Annotated in this window: 12 protein-coding genes and 3 pseudogenes; 12 read left to right on the top strand and 3 right to left on the bottom strand. The window is 50.7% G+C overall.

Annotated elements, in window-relative coordinates:
• Positions 1-53 (bottom strand): IS1 family transposase (locus ACJHX7_RS25530; RefSeq protein WP_129692851.1); only part of this gene is annotated, 53 nt, incomplete at its 3' end.
• A 355-nt stretch (positions 54-408) separates the two neighbouring features.
• On the opposite strand from ACJHX7_RS25530, the gene sitA reads away from it, so the two are divergent.
• The 4 genes from sitA to sitD are packed head-to-tail and all read left to right on the top strand — an operon-like array spanning position 409 to position 3,858.
• Positions 409-1,323 (top strand): iron/manganese ABC transporter substrate-binding protein SitA, encoded by a 915-nt coding sequence (gene sitA, locus ACJHX7_RS25525; RefSeq protein ID WP_000949004.1) that lies wholly within the window; start codon positions 409-411, stop codon positions 1,321-1,323.
• Positions 1,323-2,150, top strand: coding sequence for an iron/manganese ABC transporter ATP-binding protein SitB (gene sitB, locus ACJHX7_RS25520; protein ID WP_000983710.1), 828 nt, complete (start codon positions 1,323-1,325; stop codon positions 2,148-2,150). The genes sitA and sitB overlap by 1 nt, the downstream gene beginning before the upstream one ends.
• Positions 2,147-3,004 (top strand): iron/manganese ABC transporter permease subunit SitC, encoded by an 858-nt coding sequence (gene sitC / locus ACJHX7_RS25515; protein WP_001101723.1) that lies wholly within the window; start codon positions 2,147-2,149, stop codon positions 3,002-3,004. Before sitB ends, sitC begins: the two co-directional genes overlap by 4 nt.
• Positions 3,001-3,858, top strand: coding sequence for an iron/manganese ABC transporter permease subunit SitD (gene sitD / locus ACJHX7_RS25510; RefSeq protein ID WP_000968139.1), 858 nt, complete (start codon positions 3,001-3,003; stop codon positions 3,856-3,858). The genes sitC and sitD overlap by 4 nt, the downstream gene beginning before the upstream one ends.
• Before the next feature lie 233 nt (positions 3,859-4,091).
• Here sitD and ACJHX7_RS25505 read toward each other — a convergent pair.
• Positions 4,092-4,340, bottom strand: a pseudogene (locus ACJHX7_RS25505) (Tn3 family transposase); the annotation flags it as partial.
• A 6-nt stretch (positions 4,341-4,346) separates the two neighbouring features.
• Between ACJHX7_RS25505 and ACJHX7_RS25500 the strand changes: the two are divergent.
• Both ACJHX7_RS25500 and crcB read left to right on the top strand, forming a co-directional pair.
• Positions 4,347-4,760 (top strand): annotated as a pseudogene (locus ACJHX7_RS25500) (phosphopyruvate hydratase); the annotation flags it as partial.
• A 340-nt stretch (positions 4,761-5,100) separates the two neighbouring features.
• Complete coding sequence (gene crcB / locus ACJHX7_RS25495; protein WP_001318207.1) at positions 5,101-5,481, top strand: fluoride efflux transporter CrcB; 381 nt, start codon at positions 5,101-5,103, stop codon at positions 5,479-5,481.
• A gap of 379 nt (positions 5,482-5,860) precedes the next feature.
• On the opposite strand, the gene ACJHX7_RS25490 is transcribed toward crcB, so the two are convergent.
• Entirely contained in the window at positions 5,861-7,054 is a 1,194-nt protein-coding gene (locus ACJHX7_RS25490; RefSeq protein ID WP_000095527.1) for an MFS transporter, read from the bottom strand.
• A gap of 135 nt (positions 7,055-7,189) precedes the next feature.
• On the opposite strand from ACJHX7_RS25490, the gene iucA reads away from it, so the two are divergent.
• The 6 genes and pseudogenes from iucA to ACJHX7_RS25460 all read left to right on the top strand — a co-directional run.
• Positions 7,190-8,914, top strand: a complete 1,725-nt coding sequence (iucA, locus tag ACJHX7_RS25485; RefSeq protein WP_000602863.1) for an aerobactin synthase IucA — start codon at positions 7,190-7,192, stop codon at positions 8,912-8,914.
• Complete coding sequence (gene iucB, locus ACJHX7_RS25480; protein ID WP_000011910.1) at positions 8,915-9,862, top strand: N(6)-hydroxylysine O-acetyltransferase IucB; 948 nt, start codon at positions 8,915-8,917, stop codon at positions 9,860-9,862.
• Positions 9,862-11,604 (top strand): NIS family aerobactin synthetase IucC, encoded by a 1,743-nt coding sequence (gene iucC / locus ACJHX7_RS25475; RefSeq protein ID WP_001015721.1) that lies wholly within the window; start codon positions 9,862-9,864, stop codon positions 11,602-11,604. The genes iucB and iucC overlap by 1 nt, the downstream gene beginning before the upstream one ends.
• Positions 11,601-12,934: pseudogene (iucD, locus tag ACJHX7_RS25470) on the top strand (NADPH-dependent L-lysine N(6)-monooxygenase IucD). The gene iucC and the pseudogene iucD overlap by 4 nt, the downstream one beginning before the upstream one ends.
• Before the next feature lie 25 nt (positions 12,935-12,959).
• Positions 12,960-15,161, top strand: coding sequence for a ferric aerobactin receptor IutA (iutA, locus tag ACJHX7_RS25465; RefSeq protein WP_000973520.1), 2,202 nt, complete (start codon positions 12,960-12,962; stop codon positions 15,159-15,161).
• A gap of 484 nt (positions 15,162-15,645) precedes the next feature.
• The coding region (locus ACJHX7_RS25460; protein ID WP_097491765.1) for an IS1 family transposase at positions 15,646-15,701 on the top strand (56 nt) is incomplete at its 3' end.

Raw genomic sequence — 15,701 nt, 5'->3', positions numbered from 1 at the left:
ACCACCCCGTCAGTAGCTGAACAGGAGGGACAGCTGATAGAAACAGAAGCCACTGGAGCACCTCAAAAACACCATCATACACTAAATCAGTAAGTTGGCAGCATCACCGATCCCTTCATTTAGTGACTGCCCCTGGGTTTTTCATGCTCTCCTGCGTCCTAGAGAACTTGCCAATAACCTACATTATTTTTGCTTTGCCATTACCAATCGTCCTGAACAAGTTTATTTTAAAGCCAAAGCGCTGCCCAACTTTTATCCTCAATACCACATCGTCAGCAGGAAATAACCTAATCCCTGTGTTGGGATCTTATAATCGCTAATGATAATTATTTACATTTTATAGCTTCTGCTATAAAACATAGTAGTTGCTATGTTTATTCTAATTTTGCTCACTATAGGTACTAAATCATGCTCTCAATAAAAAAAGTAACCATGCTCTTGGGGTGCCTAGTCCTCACCTGCTCGATAGCATTTCAGGCGAGTGCAGCTGAAAAATTCAAGGTCATTACAACTTTTACCATCATCGCAGATATGGCCAAAAACGTGGCTGGAGATGCTGCAGAAGTCTCATCCATAACCAAGCCTGGTGCAGAAATTCATGAGTATCAGCCTACCCCTGGCGATATTAAACGTGCGCAGGGGGCACAACTGATTCTCGCCAATGGTATGAATCTGGAATTGTGGTTCCAACGCTTTTACCAGCATCTCAATGGGGTTCCAGAAGTAATTGTCTCTTCGGGTGTGACGCCAGTAGGGATCACCGAAGGGCCCTATGAGGGCAAACCTAACCCCCATGCCTGGATGTCGCCAGATAATGCTCTGATTTACGTCGATAATATTCGTGATGCGTTTATAAAATACGATCCGGCAAATGCACAAACCTACCAACGTAATGCCGATACTTATAAAGCCAAGATTACCCAAACCCTTGCCCCCCTGCGTAAGCAGATTGCGGAACTCCCTGAGAATCAGCGATGGATGGTCACCAGTGAAGGGGCTTTTTCTTATCTCGCACGCGATTTGGGGCTAAAAGAGCTTTATCTGTGGCCGATTAATGCCGATCAACAAGGAACACCGCAGCAGGTACGTAAGGTTGTTGATATAGTTAAGAAAAATCATATCCCGGCAGTCTTTAGCGAGAGTACGATTTCCGATAAACCAGCGCGTCAGGTTGCGCGTGAAACCGGCGCGCACTACGGTGGTGTGCTCTATGTCGATTCCCTGAGCACAGAAAACGGCCCGGTACCTACGTATATCGACCTTCTGAAGGTTACTACCAGTACGCTGGTACAGGGAATTAAAGCCGGAAAAAGGGAGAAATAATGATGCAATCTGCAGGCATTGTCGTTAATGATGTTACTGTCACCTGGCGTAACGGGCACACAGCACTGCGCGATGCATCCTTCACAGTACCAGGCGGATCTATTGCCGCTCTGGTTGGGGTAAACGGTTCCGGAAAATCGACGTTGTTTAAAGCGATTATGGGATTTGTGCGTCTGACCAGCGGGAAGATATCTGTTCTGGGTATTCCCACACGACAGGCGCTACAGAAAAACCTGGTTGCCTACGTCCCTCAGTCAGAAGAGGTTGACTGGTCATTTCCTGTACTGGTGGAAGATGTGGTGATGATGGGCCGCTATGGGCATATGGGTATGTTGCGTATCGCCAAAAAGAGGGATCGTCAGATTGTCACCGATGCGCTGGAACGTGTCGATATGGTGGATTTTCGCCATCGACAAATCGGCGAGCTTTCCGGTGGACAAAAGAAACGCGTCTTTCTGGCGAGAGCGATTGCACAGCAGGGTGATGTGATCCTGCTGGATGAACCTTTTACCGGCGTTGATGTGAAAACCGAAGCGAAAATCATCAGCCTGTTGAGGGAGTTACGCGCGGAAGGCAAAACGATGCTTGTCTCAACGCACAATCTCGGATCCGTCACGACATTTTGCGATTATACGGTCATGGTCAAAGGCACCGTCCTGGCAAGCGGGCCGACAGACACCACTTTTACAGCCGAGAACCTGGAGCTGGCTTTTAGCGGCGTACTGCGCCATGTCACACTTAACGGCTCGGAAGAAAGCATTATTACTGACGATGAACGCCCTTTTGTGGCACATCGACCGTCAGCGGTGCAGAGGGAAGAAAGATGAACGTGCTACTGGAACCCTTCAGCTATGAATATATGCTCAATGCGATGTGGGTCTCGGCGATGGTCGGCGGTCTCTGCGCTTTCCTGTCATGCTATCTGATGCTAAAAGGCTGGTCGCTGATTGGCGATGCGCTGTCGCACTCTATTGTCCCGGGTGTTGCGGGGGCATATATGCTGGGGCTTCCGTTTTCTCTGGGAGCCTTCTTTTCCGGCGGACTGGCAGCGGGCAGCATGCTGTTTCTTAACCAACTCACTCGCTTAAAAGAAGATGCCATCATCGGCCTGATCTTCTCGTCCTTTTTTGGCCTGGGGCTGTTTATGGTGTCATTGAACCCGACATCCGTGAACATTCAGACCATCGTCCTGGGCAATATTCTGGCAATCGATCCGGCGGATATCCTGCAACTCACTATCATTGGCATTCTCTCGATCATCGTGCTTTTTTTCAAATGGAAAGATCTTATGGTGACCTTTTTCGACGAGAATCACGCCCGTGCTATTGGATTGCATCCGGGCAGATTAAAAATCCTCTTCTTCACCCTGCTGTCGGTTTCGACCGTTGCGGCGCTGCAAACGGTTGGTGCCTTTCTGGTGATCTGTCTGGTGGTGACTCCCGGTGCAACAGCATGGTTGTTAACCGATCGTTTTCCCCGCCTGCTCATGATTGCTGTAACTATTGGCAGTGTGACCAGTTTCCTCGGCGCGTGGGTCAGTTACTTTCTGGACGGCGCGACAGGTGGAATCATCGTGGTGGCGCAGACACTGCTGTTTCTTTTAGCATTTGTCTTTGCGCCCACCCATGGGCTTTTGGCAAATCGTCGGCGTGCGCATAAAGCGCTGGAGGATCGCTCATGATGGCATTATTACTGGAGCCACTGCAGTTCACCTTTATGAGTCACGCACTGCTGATTTCACTGGTAGTTTCCATACCCTGTGCGCTGCTGTCGGTCTTTCTGGTCCTGAAAAGTTGGGCACTGATGGGTGACGCGATGAGTCATGCGGTTTTTCCTGGCATCGTGCTTGCCTGGATTCTGGGGTTACCTCTGGCTACAGGGGCATTCGTCGCCGGAGTATTCTGTGCGGTGGCGACGGGATACCTGAAAGACAACAGCCGAATCAAGCAAGATACAGTGATGGGGATTGTTTTTTCTGGCATGTTTGCCGCAGGTCTGATCTTGTATATTGCAGTCAAACCAGACGTACATCTTGATCATATTCTTTTCGGCGACATGCTCGGGATAACCATCGGCGATATAATCCAGACGGTGATTATTGCCGGACTGGTTACACTTGTTATTAGCGTAAAATGGCGGGATTTTTTGCTGTTCAGCTTTGATTATCAACAGGCGCAGGCAAGCGGTTTGCATACGAGATGGCTGCATTATGGGCTGCTGTGCATGGTCTCCCTGACCATTGTGGCGACGCTGAAAGCGGTAGGTATCATTCTCTCTATTTCTCTTCTCATTGCGCCTGGTGCCATTGCGGTACTCCTGACACAACGCTTTCATATTGCGCTCCTGCTGGCGACTGGCATATCGATATTGGTCTCAATGACTGGTGTCTGGCTGTCCTTTTTTATCGACAGCGCGCCAGCTCCGACAATTGTTGTCTTATTCGCGGTCATGTTCATCATGACGTTTACCGTTACCAGCATCAACGCACGCACAAAGGAAAATGCCGAACCACGGGATTTGTTATCATCCGATTAGCAGAACACTCGGCCAGCAACATCCGCTTATTGGCGATGCGCTTGAACGAATAATGCACAGACTTATGATTCTGATAAGTTTTGTTGCCAGAGAGTTGCTGCGGACTGGATAGCAAGTAATGTCGATTCTCAGGGGTAGCAAACAGCGCAGTAAAATGAGGGAAGTAGTGGCAAAACATAGAGAAAATTGGGGGGCGAGGGCCAGTGATGTAAAAAACCACGCTAAGAGTTTAATTAATTGTTTGTATTGAAGTTTAATGATCTTAACTCACCCTTAAGAATATCTTCCGGTAACGAAGACGTATAATGCCCCAGCATATTTATATGGCTATGTATCAGCAGCGATAATCTTGCCGGATGCTACTCCTCAGGAGTTTCTCCCGATTTGCGAAGATGTGACAACGCCTCCTGCATGTAAAGTGTGTTTCACAGCACAACCGCATTGGTCACCAGCCCCAGAGCACCTAGTTGATCTTCCTGCCCTTAACGGTAGCTGAAGATGACTGGGCTGGATGGAAAATCCTGCATGGTGCATTGGGAGAGCAGATAGAATTGGTTGGCGACGATCTGTTTGTGACCAACGTAAAGTATATTCAGCGCGGCATTGACGAAAACCTTGCCAATTCAGCATTGATTAAACTCAACCAGATTGGTTCCCTGAGTGAAACCTTTGATGCGGTACAACTTTGCCATGACAACAACTGGGGCACCTTTATCTCACACCGCAGTGGTGAGACAGTGGACAGCTTTATCGCCGATATGACAGTTGCAATGCGCGCAGGTCATCTCAAAACGGGAGCTCCATGCCGGGGTGAGCGTATTGAAAAATATAACCAGCTTATGAGAATTGAGGATGAACTGGGTTCATCGGCGCAATTTGCTGGAAAGTCTGCCTTTAAATGACATTATTGTGCCAATCCCCCAGGCTTACGCGTCGGGGTTATTCTGGAGGAATGATGAAAGCTCACGTTTTTGTTATTTCTATGCTTACTGGCATTGTCGTCACCTATGCCGTGTTACTTCTTGGTTGCTTGTTCATCGATAAAACGCTCCCCACTGTAGATGTTGTCATTCTGTCACTTGTCGTGGGGGCTTCTGCTCAGCAATTGTCGAGGGTATTAATGTCAATAAATAGAACCTTCCCTTATCTTGCATGTAGTCAAAGGATATAAATTAACAATATCAGTCAAATGAGAACATATTCTGATATTGTTACGATAAAAAATTATTTTATGAGGGGTACATGATTAAATCACTTTTTGCCGTCATTATCGGCGGTTCTGTTGGATGTACTCTGCGCTGGTTACTGTCCACACGCTTTAACAGTCTTTTTCCAAATCTACCTCCAGGTACACTGGTGGTAAACCTCCTTGCCGGGTTAATTATTGGTACTGCGTTGGCGTACTTTTTACGACAACCACACCTTGATCCTTTTTGGAAATTAATGATAACAACGGGACTTTGTGGAGGTCTGAGTACTTTCTCTACATTTTCTGTTGAAGTATTCGCATTACTCCAGGCGGGAAATTATATATGGGCTTTGACGTCTGTACTTGTTCACGTCATTGGCTCCCTCATCATGACAGCTTTAGGCTTTTTTATCATAACCATACTTTTCGCATGAGAATTCATTAACGTTACAGGTTTATCAACTAATGTGACGCTTAGGATAGAATTTCGCTCCATGGTATGCGTTTGCAGTCATTACAGTCTCCATGACGACTGTAATGACTGCAAACGCATTACCTGACATATCAGTATAAACAATGAATTAACCTCTTGGCGTATTTTTTACATCACTGGCCCTCACCCCCCAAAATTCTCTCTGAAAAATTGTTGCGGTTAACGTTGCCAATGTATCCACCCATTTCAGAAGACGATCTGGCATCCTGGTGGCATGCTGCGATGTGCTTCAGGTGAGTGCACTGGGCGGTCAGCACAGGCGGTTTCGACAGCGAAATTGCACAGGACGTTATGCCGGCTGTGAGTACAACATCATAGCCTTACTTGATTGTACGGTAATGCCAAATACATGCAGACACTATGGTAAATAATACAGCGGCAAATAATGCCGTCACAATCAGCGCGATTGAGACACCTGTTTTCGACGCCAGTGGCACCAACAATGCGCACAGCCCATAGCCAAGTGTGTGACTGGCCGTAAGCCAGCCCGCGCCTGCGCCGTCGGCCAGCTTATCATTCAGTAAAAGTTGATAAGCGGGTGTTGCCAGAGCGGCCCCAAATGACAGCACTGCACAGCCCAGGTAAAACAACCATAGCTGTTCAGTGAGCATGATAGCCAGACCACTACTCATCAACACCCCGGCACTCAGGAGCAGAGCCACTGGAGTCAGGCGCTGTGGACGGAGTACCACGAACTGCGCGATAAGCGCAGCTATTGCGGACAGCCCCAACAACCACGCCACCTGTTGGCTAATAGTGGTGGTATCAGTATCGAACTGGCGAGTAAGGGCTGGCGAAAGTCCAAGCTGCATCATGCTCATTGCCGCAGCCAGTAACATTGCGCAAAGCAGATAAGGCAGGCAATCCCGCTTCAGGCTGACGCTCTTGCGCTCCGGTGTGGGCTGTGGTGGTGTGCCGGGCAACCGCAGAAGCATCACCACAGCCCACACCGGAGCTGCCATCAGCATCCACACTGGCGCCAGAGGGTGAATGACCAACATTGCCGCCGCGCACAGCGGCCCGAATAGCCTGCCGCAGCTCAGGCCGGAGCTGATGGTTGCCAGAGCGGCCATGCGATTCCCTTCTCCCGCTCTCTGCAATGCCCAGACCTGACAGGCTGGCACCATTGCTGACACGGTCAGACCGTAGACGATCCGGGCGATGATTAATATTCCCAACCCCACCGCTGTTGTTACGGCACCGGTAGCCATCAGCACACTTCCCAGCCCAAGCAGGGTAAAGCTTACGCCATATCCTCCCAGAGCCCACAGCACCACAGTCTTACTGCCAGTAAGGGAAATTTGCTTTCCCCACCATGGGGAAGATGGCAGAAACAGCATTGAGCCCAGCATCAGCAGGGCAGCCCATACAGACAGACTCAGATTTGTCTGTATGACCAGAACAGGGAGTACAACCAGCAGACCGTTCTGTCCGATACCGAGAAGACCGGCACTGAACGCCAGTGGCCAGCAGGACAGGGTTTTTTGGGGCGTATCTTCGATCTTAGATGACATTGTAATGTTTCAACACCATGTATTAATTGTGTTTATTTGTAAAATTAATTTTTCTGACAATAACATTTCTCATTGATAATGAGAATCATTATTGACATAATTGTTATTATTTTACTGTGTAGGAGCTGTTTGATTATGATCCTGCCCTCTGAAAAATCCGCCACAGATGTGGCTGCGCAGTGCTTCCTGAATGCCTTGATTCGTGAAACCAAAGACTGGCAACTGGCGGAATACCCGCCAGACGAATTGATTATCCCGCTGGACGAACAGAAGTCGCTCCATTTCAGAGTGGCTTATTTCTCCCCAACCCAGCATCACCGCTTTGCATTTCCTGCTCATCTGGTCACGGCATCAGGCAGTTATCCTGTCGACTTTACCACTCTCTCCCGGCTTATTATTGATAAGCTCCGGCATCAACTTTTTCTGCCAGTTCCCCTCTGCGAAACTTTCCACCAACGCGTGCTGGAAAGCTACGCCCATACGCAACAGACAATTGATGCCCGCCATGACTGGGCCATCCTGCGTGAAAAAGCGTTGAATTTTGGCGAGGCTGAGCAGGCACTGCTGACAGGACACGCTTTCCACCCTGCACCTAAGTCTCATGAACCGTTTAACCGCCAGGAAGCTGAACGATACCTGCCTGACATGGCACCTCACTTCCCGCTGCGGTGGTTTTCGGTGGATAAAACGCAAATCGCTGGTGAAAGTCTGCATCTTAACCTTCAACAGCGGTTGACGCGATTTGCCGCAGAAAATGCGCCCCAGTTACTCAACGAATTAAGTGACAATCAATGGCTGTTCCCGCTGCACCCGTGGCAGGGAGAATATCTTTTGCAGCAAGTGTGGTGCCAGGCACTTTTTGCTAAAGGACTTATCAGAGACTTAGGCGAGGCCGGCACGTCGTGGCTGCCGACCACCTCTTCCCGCTCCCTCTACTGTGCTACCAGCCGCGATATGATCAAGTTCTCCCTGAGCGTTCGGCTGACCAACTCCGTCCGTACTCTGTCTGTGAAAGAGGTGGAGCGAGGAATGCGCCTGGCACGTCTGGCGCAAACCGACGGCTGGCAGATGCTACAGGCCCGCTTCCCTACTTTCCGGGTAATGCAGGAGGACGGCTGGGCCGGGCTGCGCGATCTTAACGGCAACATCATGCAGGAAAGTTTGTTTTCCCTGCGTGAAAACCTGCTGCTGGAGCAGCCGCAAAGCCAGACCAACGTTCTGGTTTCCCTGACTCAGGCCGCACCGGATGGCGGTGATTCGCTGCTGGTTTCGGCGGTAAAACGCCTGAGCGATCGCCTCGGTATCACTGTGCAACAGGCCGCCCACGCATGGGTCGATGCTTACTGTCAGCAGGTGCTGAAGCCTCTGTTTACGGCTGAAGCGGATTACGGCCTGGTGCTGCTGGCGCATCAGCAAAATATTCTTGTGCAGATGCTTGGGGATCTGCCGGTCGGATTTATTTACCGTGACTGCCAGGGCAGCGCGTTTATGCCTCACGCGACAGAGTGGCTCGATACCATTGACGAGGCGCAGGCGGAAAATATTTTCACCCGTGAGCAGTTGCTGCGCTATTTCCCTTATTACCTGCTGGTTAACTCCACTTTTGCCGTAACTGCTGCGCTGGGTGCTGCCGGGCTGGACAGCGAAGCGAATCTGATGGCTCGTGTACGAACATTGCTGGCTGAAGTGCGTGACCAGGTGACTCATAAAACCTGTCTCAACTATGTTCTGGAAAGTCCGTACTGGAACGTAAAAGGTAACTTTTTCTGTTATCTGAACGATCATAACGAGAACACCATCGTTGACCCTTCGGTGATCTATTTTGATTTCGCTAACCCGCTGCAGGCTCAGGAGGTCTGAATGTCTGGGGCAAACATTGTTCACAGCGGATATGGACTGCGCTGTGAAAAACTCGACAAGCCTCTGAATCTTGGCTGGGGGCTGGACAATAGCGCGGTGTTGCACTGGCCCGGGGAGCTGCCAACAGGGTGGCTGTGCGACGCGCTGGATCAGATATTTATCGCCGCACCACAACTTTCAGCAGTGGTTCTTCCCTGGTCCGAATGGTGTGAGGAGCCACAGGCGCTGACGCTTTTCGGACAGGTACAAAGCGACATTATCCATCGTTCCGCTTTCTGGCAGTTACCGTTATGGCTGAGTTCTCCGGCAAACCGGGCCTCCGGTAAAATGGTTTTTGATGCAGAGCGTGAGATTTATTTCCCGCAGCGCCCCCCCCGTCCGCAGGGTGAAGTTTATCGTCGTTACGATCCACGCATTCGCAGGATGCTGAGTTTCCGCATTGCCGATCCCGTTTCTGATGCAGAACGTTTCACTCGCTGGATGAACGATCCGCGCGTTGAGTATTTCTGGGAGCAAAGTGGCTCACTGGAGGTACAGATCGCCTATCTGGAACGCCAGCTCACCAGTAAACATGCATTCCCGCTGATTGGTTGTTTCGACGATCGGCCGTTCAGTTATTTCGAAATCTACTGGGCGGCGGAAGACCGCATTGGTCGCCACTATTCGTGGCAGCCCTTTGACCGTGGCCTGCATCTGCTGGTTGGTGAACAGCAATGGCGCGGAGCCCACTATGTGCAAAGCTGGCTGCGCGGGGTGACACATTACCTGCTGCTGAATGAGCCACGTACGCAGCGCACAGTACTGGAGCCACGCACCGATAACCAGCGCCTGTTCCGCCATCTTGAGCCTGCGGGATACCGGACAATTAAAGAGTTCGACTTCCCACATAAACGCTCGCGCATGGTGATGGCGGATCGTCATCACTTCTTCACGGAGGTCGGTCTGTAATGAATCACAAAGACTGGGATTTGGTCAACCGCCGCCTGGTGGCAAAAATGTTGTCTGAGCTGGAGTATGAGCAGGTTTTCCACGCGGAATCTCAGGGCGATGACCGCTACTGCATTAACCTGCCGGGAGCACAATGGCGCTTCATCGCTGAACGTGGTATCTGGGGCTGGCTCTGGATTGATGCTCAAACTCTGCGCTGCGCGGACGAGCCAGTACTGGCTCAGACGCTGCTGATGCAGCTAAAGCAGGTACTGTCAATGAGCGATGCAACCGTTGCTGAGCATATGCAGGATTTGTATGCCACGCTGCTGGGCGACCTGCAACTACTGAAAGCCCGTCGCGGGCTGAGCGCCAGTGACCTGATTAATCTTAATGCCGACCGCCTGCAATGCCTGCTGAGCGGTCATCCTAAATTCGTTTTTAATAAAGGTCGCCGTGGCTGGGGTAAAGAGGCGCTGGAACGATATGCGCCAGAGTATGCCAACACCTTCAGACTGCACTGGCTGGCGGTAAAACGTGAACATATGATCTGGCGCTGTGATAACGAGATGGATATTCATCAGTTGTTGACGGCCGCAATGGATCCGCAGGAGTTTGCCCGCTTCAGTCAGGTCTGGCAGGAAAACGGACTGGATCATAACTGGCTGCCGCTGCCGGTACATCCGTGGCAGTGGCAGCAAAAAATCGCTACCGACTTCATCGCTGATTTTGCCGAAGGCAGGATGGTGTCTCTCGGCGAGTTTGGCGACCAGTGGCTCGCCCAGCAGTCGCTGCGTACCCTGACCAACGCCAGTCGCCGGGGCGGGCTGGATATCAAGCTGCCGCTGACCATCTACAACACCTCATGCTACCGGGGGATCCCTGGCAGATACATCGCTGCCGGACCACTGGCTTCACGCTGGCTACAACAGGTTTTTGCGACCGACGCCACCCTAGTGCAAAGCGGCGCAGTGATACTTGGTGAACCGGCTGCAGGCTATGTCTCCCATGAAGGCTATGCCGCGCTTGCCCGGGCTCCCTATCGCTACCAGGAAATGCTTGGTGTTATCTGGCGGGAGAATCCGTGCCGCTGGCTGAAACCGGATGAAAGTCCGGTTCTGATGGCAACACTGATGGAGTGCGACGAAAACAATCAGCCGCTGGCAGGCGCATATATAGACCGCTCCGGGCTGGACGCTGAAACCTGGCTTACGCAACTGTTCCGGGTGGTCGTGGTTCCTCTGTATCACCTGCTTTGCCGCTACGGTGTCGCGCTTATTGCACATGGACAAAATATAACTCTCGCCATGAAAGAGGGGGTTCCACAGCGTGTTCTGCTGAAAGACTTCCAGGGCGATATGCGACTGGTGAAAGAAGAGTTCCCCGAAATGGACTCTTTGCCTCAGGAGGTTCGTGATGTTACATCCCGCCTGAGTGCGGACTACTTAATCCATGATTTGCAGACGGGTCACTTCGTGACAGTACTGCGTTTTATTTCGCCACTGATGGTTCGTCTTGGCGTACCTGAAAGGCGATTTTATCAACTGCTGGCAGCAGTGTTGAGTGATTACATGAAAAAACATCCACAAATGTCAGAGCGTTTTGCGCTTTTCTCACTTTTCAGGCCACAAATCATTCGCGTGGTGCTGAACCCGGTAAAACTGACCTGGCCTGATCTGGATGGCGGCAGCCGCATGCTGCCGAATTACCTTGAGGATCTGCAAAATCCGCTGTGGCTGGTAACTCAGGAATATGAATCATGAAAAAAAGTGTCGATTTTATTGGTGTAGGGACAGGGCCATTTAATCTCAGCATTGCTGCGTTGTCACATCAGATCGAAGAACTGGACTGTCTCTTCTTTGATGAACATCCTCATTTTTCCTGGCATCCGGGTATGCTGGTACCGGATTGTCATATGCAGACCGTCTTTCTGAAAGATCTGGTCAGTGCTGTTGCACCTACAAATCCCTACAGTTTTGTTAACTATCTGGTGAAGCACAAAAAGTTCTATCGCTTCCTTACAAGCAGACTACGTACAGTATCCCGTGAAGAGTTTTCTGACTACCTCCGCTGGGCTGCTGAAGATATGAATAACCTGTATTTCAGTCATACCGTTGAAAACATTGATTTCGATAAAAAACGTCGATTGTTTCTGGTGCAAACCAGCCAGGGAGAATATTTTGCCCGCAATATCTGCCTTGGTACAGGAAAACAACCTTATTTACCACCCTGTGTGAAGCATATGACACAATCCTGTTTCCATGCCAGTGAAATGAATCTTCGTCGGCCGGACCTTAGTGGAAAACGGATAACCGTGGTTGGTGGAGGACAGAGTGGTGCAGACCTGTTCCTTAATGCATTACGCGGGGAATGGGGAGAAGCGGCGGAAATAAACTGGGTCTCCCGGCGTAATAATTTTAACGCACTGGATGAGGCTGCTTTTGCTGATGAGTATTTTACACCTGAATATATTTCAGGCTTCTCCGGACTGGAGGAAGATATTCGCCATCAGTTACTGGATGAGCAGAAAATGACATCGGATGGCATCACTGCCGATTCTTTACTGACCATTTATCGTGAGTTGTACCACCGTTTTGAAGTTCTGAGAAAACCAAGAAATATCCGTCTGCTACCCAGCCGCTCGGTAACAACTCTGGAAAGTAGTGGTCCTGGCTGGAAGTTGCTGATGGAGCATCATCTGGATCAGGGCAGGGAGAGCCTGGAAAGTGATGTGGTGATTTTCGCCACAGGTTACCGTTCTGCGTTGCCACAAATACTTCCCTCACTGATGCCCCTGATCACCATGCACGATAAGAACACCTTTAAAGTGCGTGATGACTTCACTCTGGAATGGAGTGGCCCGAAAGAGAACAACATCTTCGTGGTCAACGCCAGTATGCAAACCCATGGCATCGCCGAACCCCAGCTCAGCCTGATGGCATGGAGATCTGCACGTATTCTTAATCGCGTAATGGGACGTGATTTATTCGATCTCAGTATGCCGCCCGCCCTGATTCAGTGGCGCAGCGGCACCTAGGGAAAACGCAGCCGGAGGCTGCTTCTTTAACTCGCTACACAGCATCTTTGGGCTGATTTTTTCCGCCCGTATGGAGGAATAATGATGATAAGCAAAAAGTATACGCTTTGGGCTCTCAACCCACTGCTTCTTACCATGATGGCGCCAGCAGTCGCTCAACAAACCGATGATGAAACGTTCGTGGTGTCTGCCAACCGCAGCAATCGCACCGTAGCGGAGATGGCGCAAACCACCTGGGTTATCGAAAACGCCGAACTGGAACAGCAGATTCAGGGCGGCAAAGAGCTTAAAGACGCACTGGCTCAGCTGATCCCTGGCCTTGACGTCAGCAGCCGGAGCCGCACCAACTACGGTATGAATGTGCGTGGCCGCCCGCTGGTCGTGCTGGTTGACGGCGTGCGTCTCAACTCTTCACGTACCGACAGCCGACAACTGGACTCTATAGATCCTTTTAATATCGACCATATTGAAGTGATCTCCGGTGCGACGTCCCTGTACGGCGGCGGCAGTACCGGTGGCCTGATCAACATCGTGACCAAAAAAGGCCAGCCGGAAACCATGATGGAGTTTGAGGCTGGCACCAAAAGTGGCTTTAGCAGCAGTAAAGATCACGATGAACGCATTGCCGGAGCTGTCTCCGGCGGAAATGAGCATATCTCCGGACGTCTTTCCGTGGCATATCAGAAATTTGGCGGCTGGTTTGACGGTAACGGCGATGCCACCTTGCTTGATAACACCCAGACCGGCCTGCAGTACTCCGATCGGCTGGACATCATGGGAACTGGTACGCTGAACATCGATGAATCCCGGCAGCTTCAGTTGATCACACAGTACTATAAAAGCCAGGGCGACGACGATTACGGGCTTAATCTCGGGAAAGGCTTCTCTGCCATCAGAGGGACCAGCACGCCATTCGTCAGTAACGGGCTGAATTCCGACCGTATTCCCGGCACTGAGCGGCATTTGATCAGCCTGCAGTACTCTGACAGCGCTTTTCTGGGACAGGAGCTGGTCGGTCAGGTTTACTACCGCGATGAGTCGTTGCGATTCTACCCGTTCCCGACGGTAAATGCGAACAAACAGGTGACGGCTTTCTCTTCGTCACAGCAGGACACCGACCAGTACGGCATGAAACTGACTCTGAACAGCAAACCGATGGACGGCTGGCAAATCACCTGGGGGCTGGATGCTGATCATGAGCGCTTTACCTCCAACCAGATGTTCTTCGACCTGGCTCAGGCAAGCGCTTCCGGAGGGCTGAACAACAAGAAGATTTACACCACCGGGCGCTATCCGTCGTATGACATCACCAACCTGGCGGTCTTCCTGCAATCAGGCTATGACATCAATAATCTCTTTACCCTCAACGGTGGCGTACGCTATCAGTACACTGAAAACAAGATTGATGATTTCATCGGCTACGCGCAGCAACGGCAGATTGCCGCCGGGAAGGCTACATCCGCCGACGCCATTCCTGGCGGCTCAGTCGATTACGACAACTTCCTGTTCAACGCCGGTCTGCTGATGCACATCACCGAACGCCAGCAGGCATGGCTCAACTTCTCCCAGGGCGTGGAGCTGCCGGACCCGGGTAAATACTATGGTCGCGGCATCTATGGTGCTGCAGTGAACGGCCATCTTCCTCTAACAAAGAGTGTGAACGTCAGCGACAGCAAGCTGGAAGGCGTGAAAGTCGATTCTTATGAGCTGGGCTGGCGCTTTACTGGCAATAATCTGCGTACCCAAATCGCGGCCTACTATTCGATTTCTGATAAGAGCGTGGTGGCGAATAAAGATCTGACCATCAGCGTGGTGGACGACAAACGCCGTATTTACGGCGTGGAAGGTGCGGTGGACTACCTGATTCCTGATACTGACTGGAGTACCGGAGTGAACTTCAACGTGCTGAAAACTGAGTCGAAAGTGAACGGTACCTGGCAGAAATACGATGTGAAGACAGCAAGCCCATCAAAAGCGACAGCCTACATTGGCTGGGCACCGGACCCGTGGAGTCTGCGCGTGCAGAGCACCACCTCCTTTGACGTGAGCGACGCGCAGGGCTACAAGGTCGATGGCTATACCACCGTGGATCTGCTCGGCAGTTATCAGCTTCCGGTGGGTACACTCAGCTTCAGCATTGAAAACCTCTTCGACCGTGACTACACCACTGTCTGGGGGCAGCGTGCACCACTGTACTACAGCCCGGGTTACGGCCCAGCGTCACTGTACGACTACAAAGGCAGGGGCCGAACCTTTGGTCTGAACTACTCTGTGCTGTTCTGACCGGTATTCCTTTACAACAAAGGTACGCTGATATCAACATGGCCGCTGACAGCCAAGTTGATATCATATAATACACGACATAATCTGTAGTCAGGGAGGATAGACTCTTTACTGACTACAGATTATGTCGTGTTCCGTGCTCATTTCCTCAAAAAAATACAAGAAAAGAATTAGTATTCTAACAAAAAGTGAAATAAATTGTATCAAACTCCCTCTTTTAATCCTGTTGAGTAAATCAGCTTTTGCAATAGGATTGAAAGAGTGTAAGTGGAATCTCTTCCGGATACTCGTTACCACCGTGGCTAGAATATCTACGGCTGCGGGCCAGTAATAGATTAAGTGATAACAGCTGTCTGGAAATGTAGGGGCGTATCCACTAATCATAATCATTGTGAGATAAATATTACGGGGCATTTTATAATGAATAAAGGTGATGCTGCCAACTTACTGATTTAGTGTATGATGGTGTTTTTGAGGTGCTCCAGTGGCTTCTGTTTCTATCAGCTGTCCCTCCTGTTCAGCTACTGACGGGGTGGTGCG

It is taken from the genome of Escherichia sp. WS1451 (assembly GCF_046487365.1).
Lineage (GTDB): Bacteria > Pseudomonadota > Gammaproteobacteria > Enterobacterales > Enterobacteriaceae > Escherichia > Escherichia coli.
This window is presented reverse-complemented; position numbering and strand designations above follow the sequence as displayed.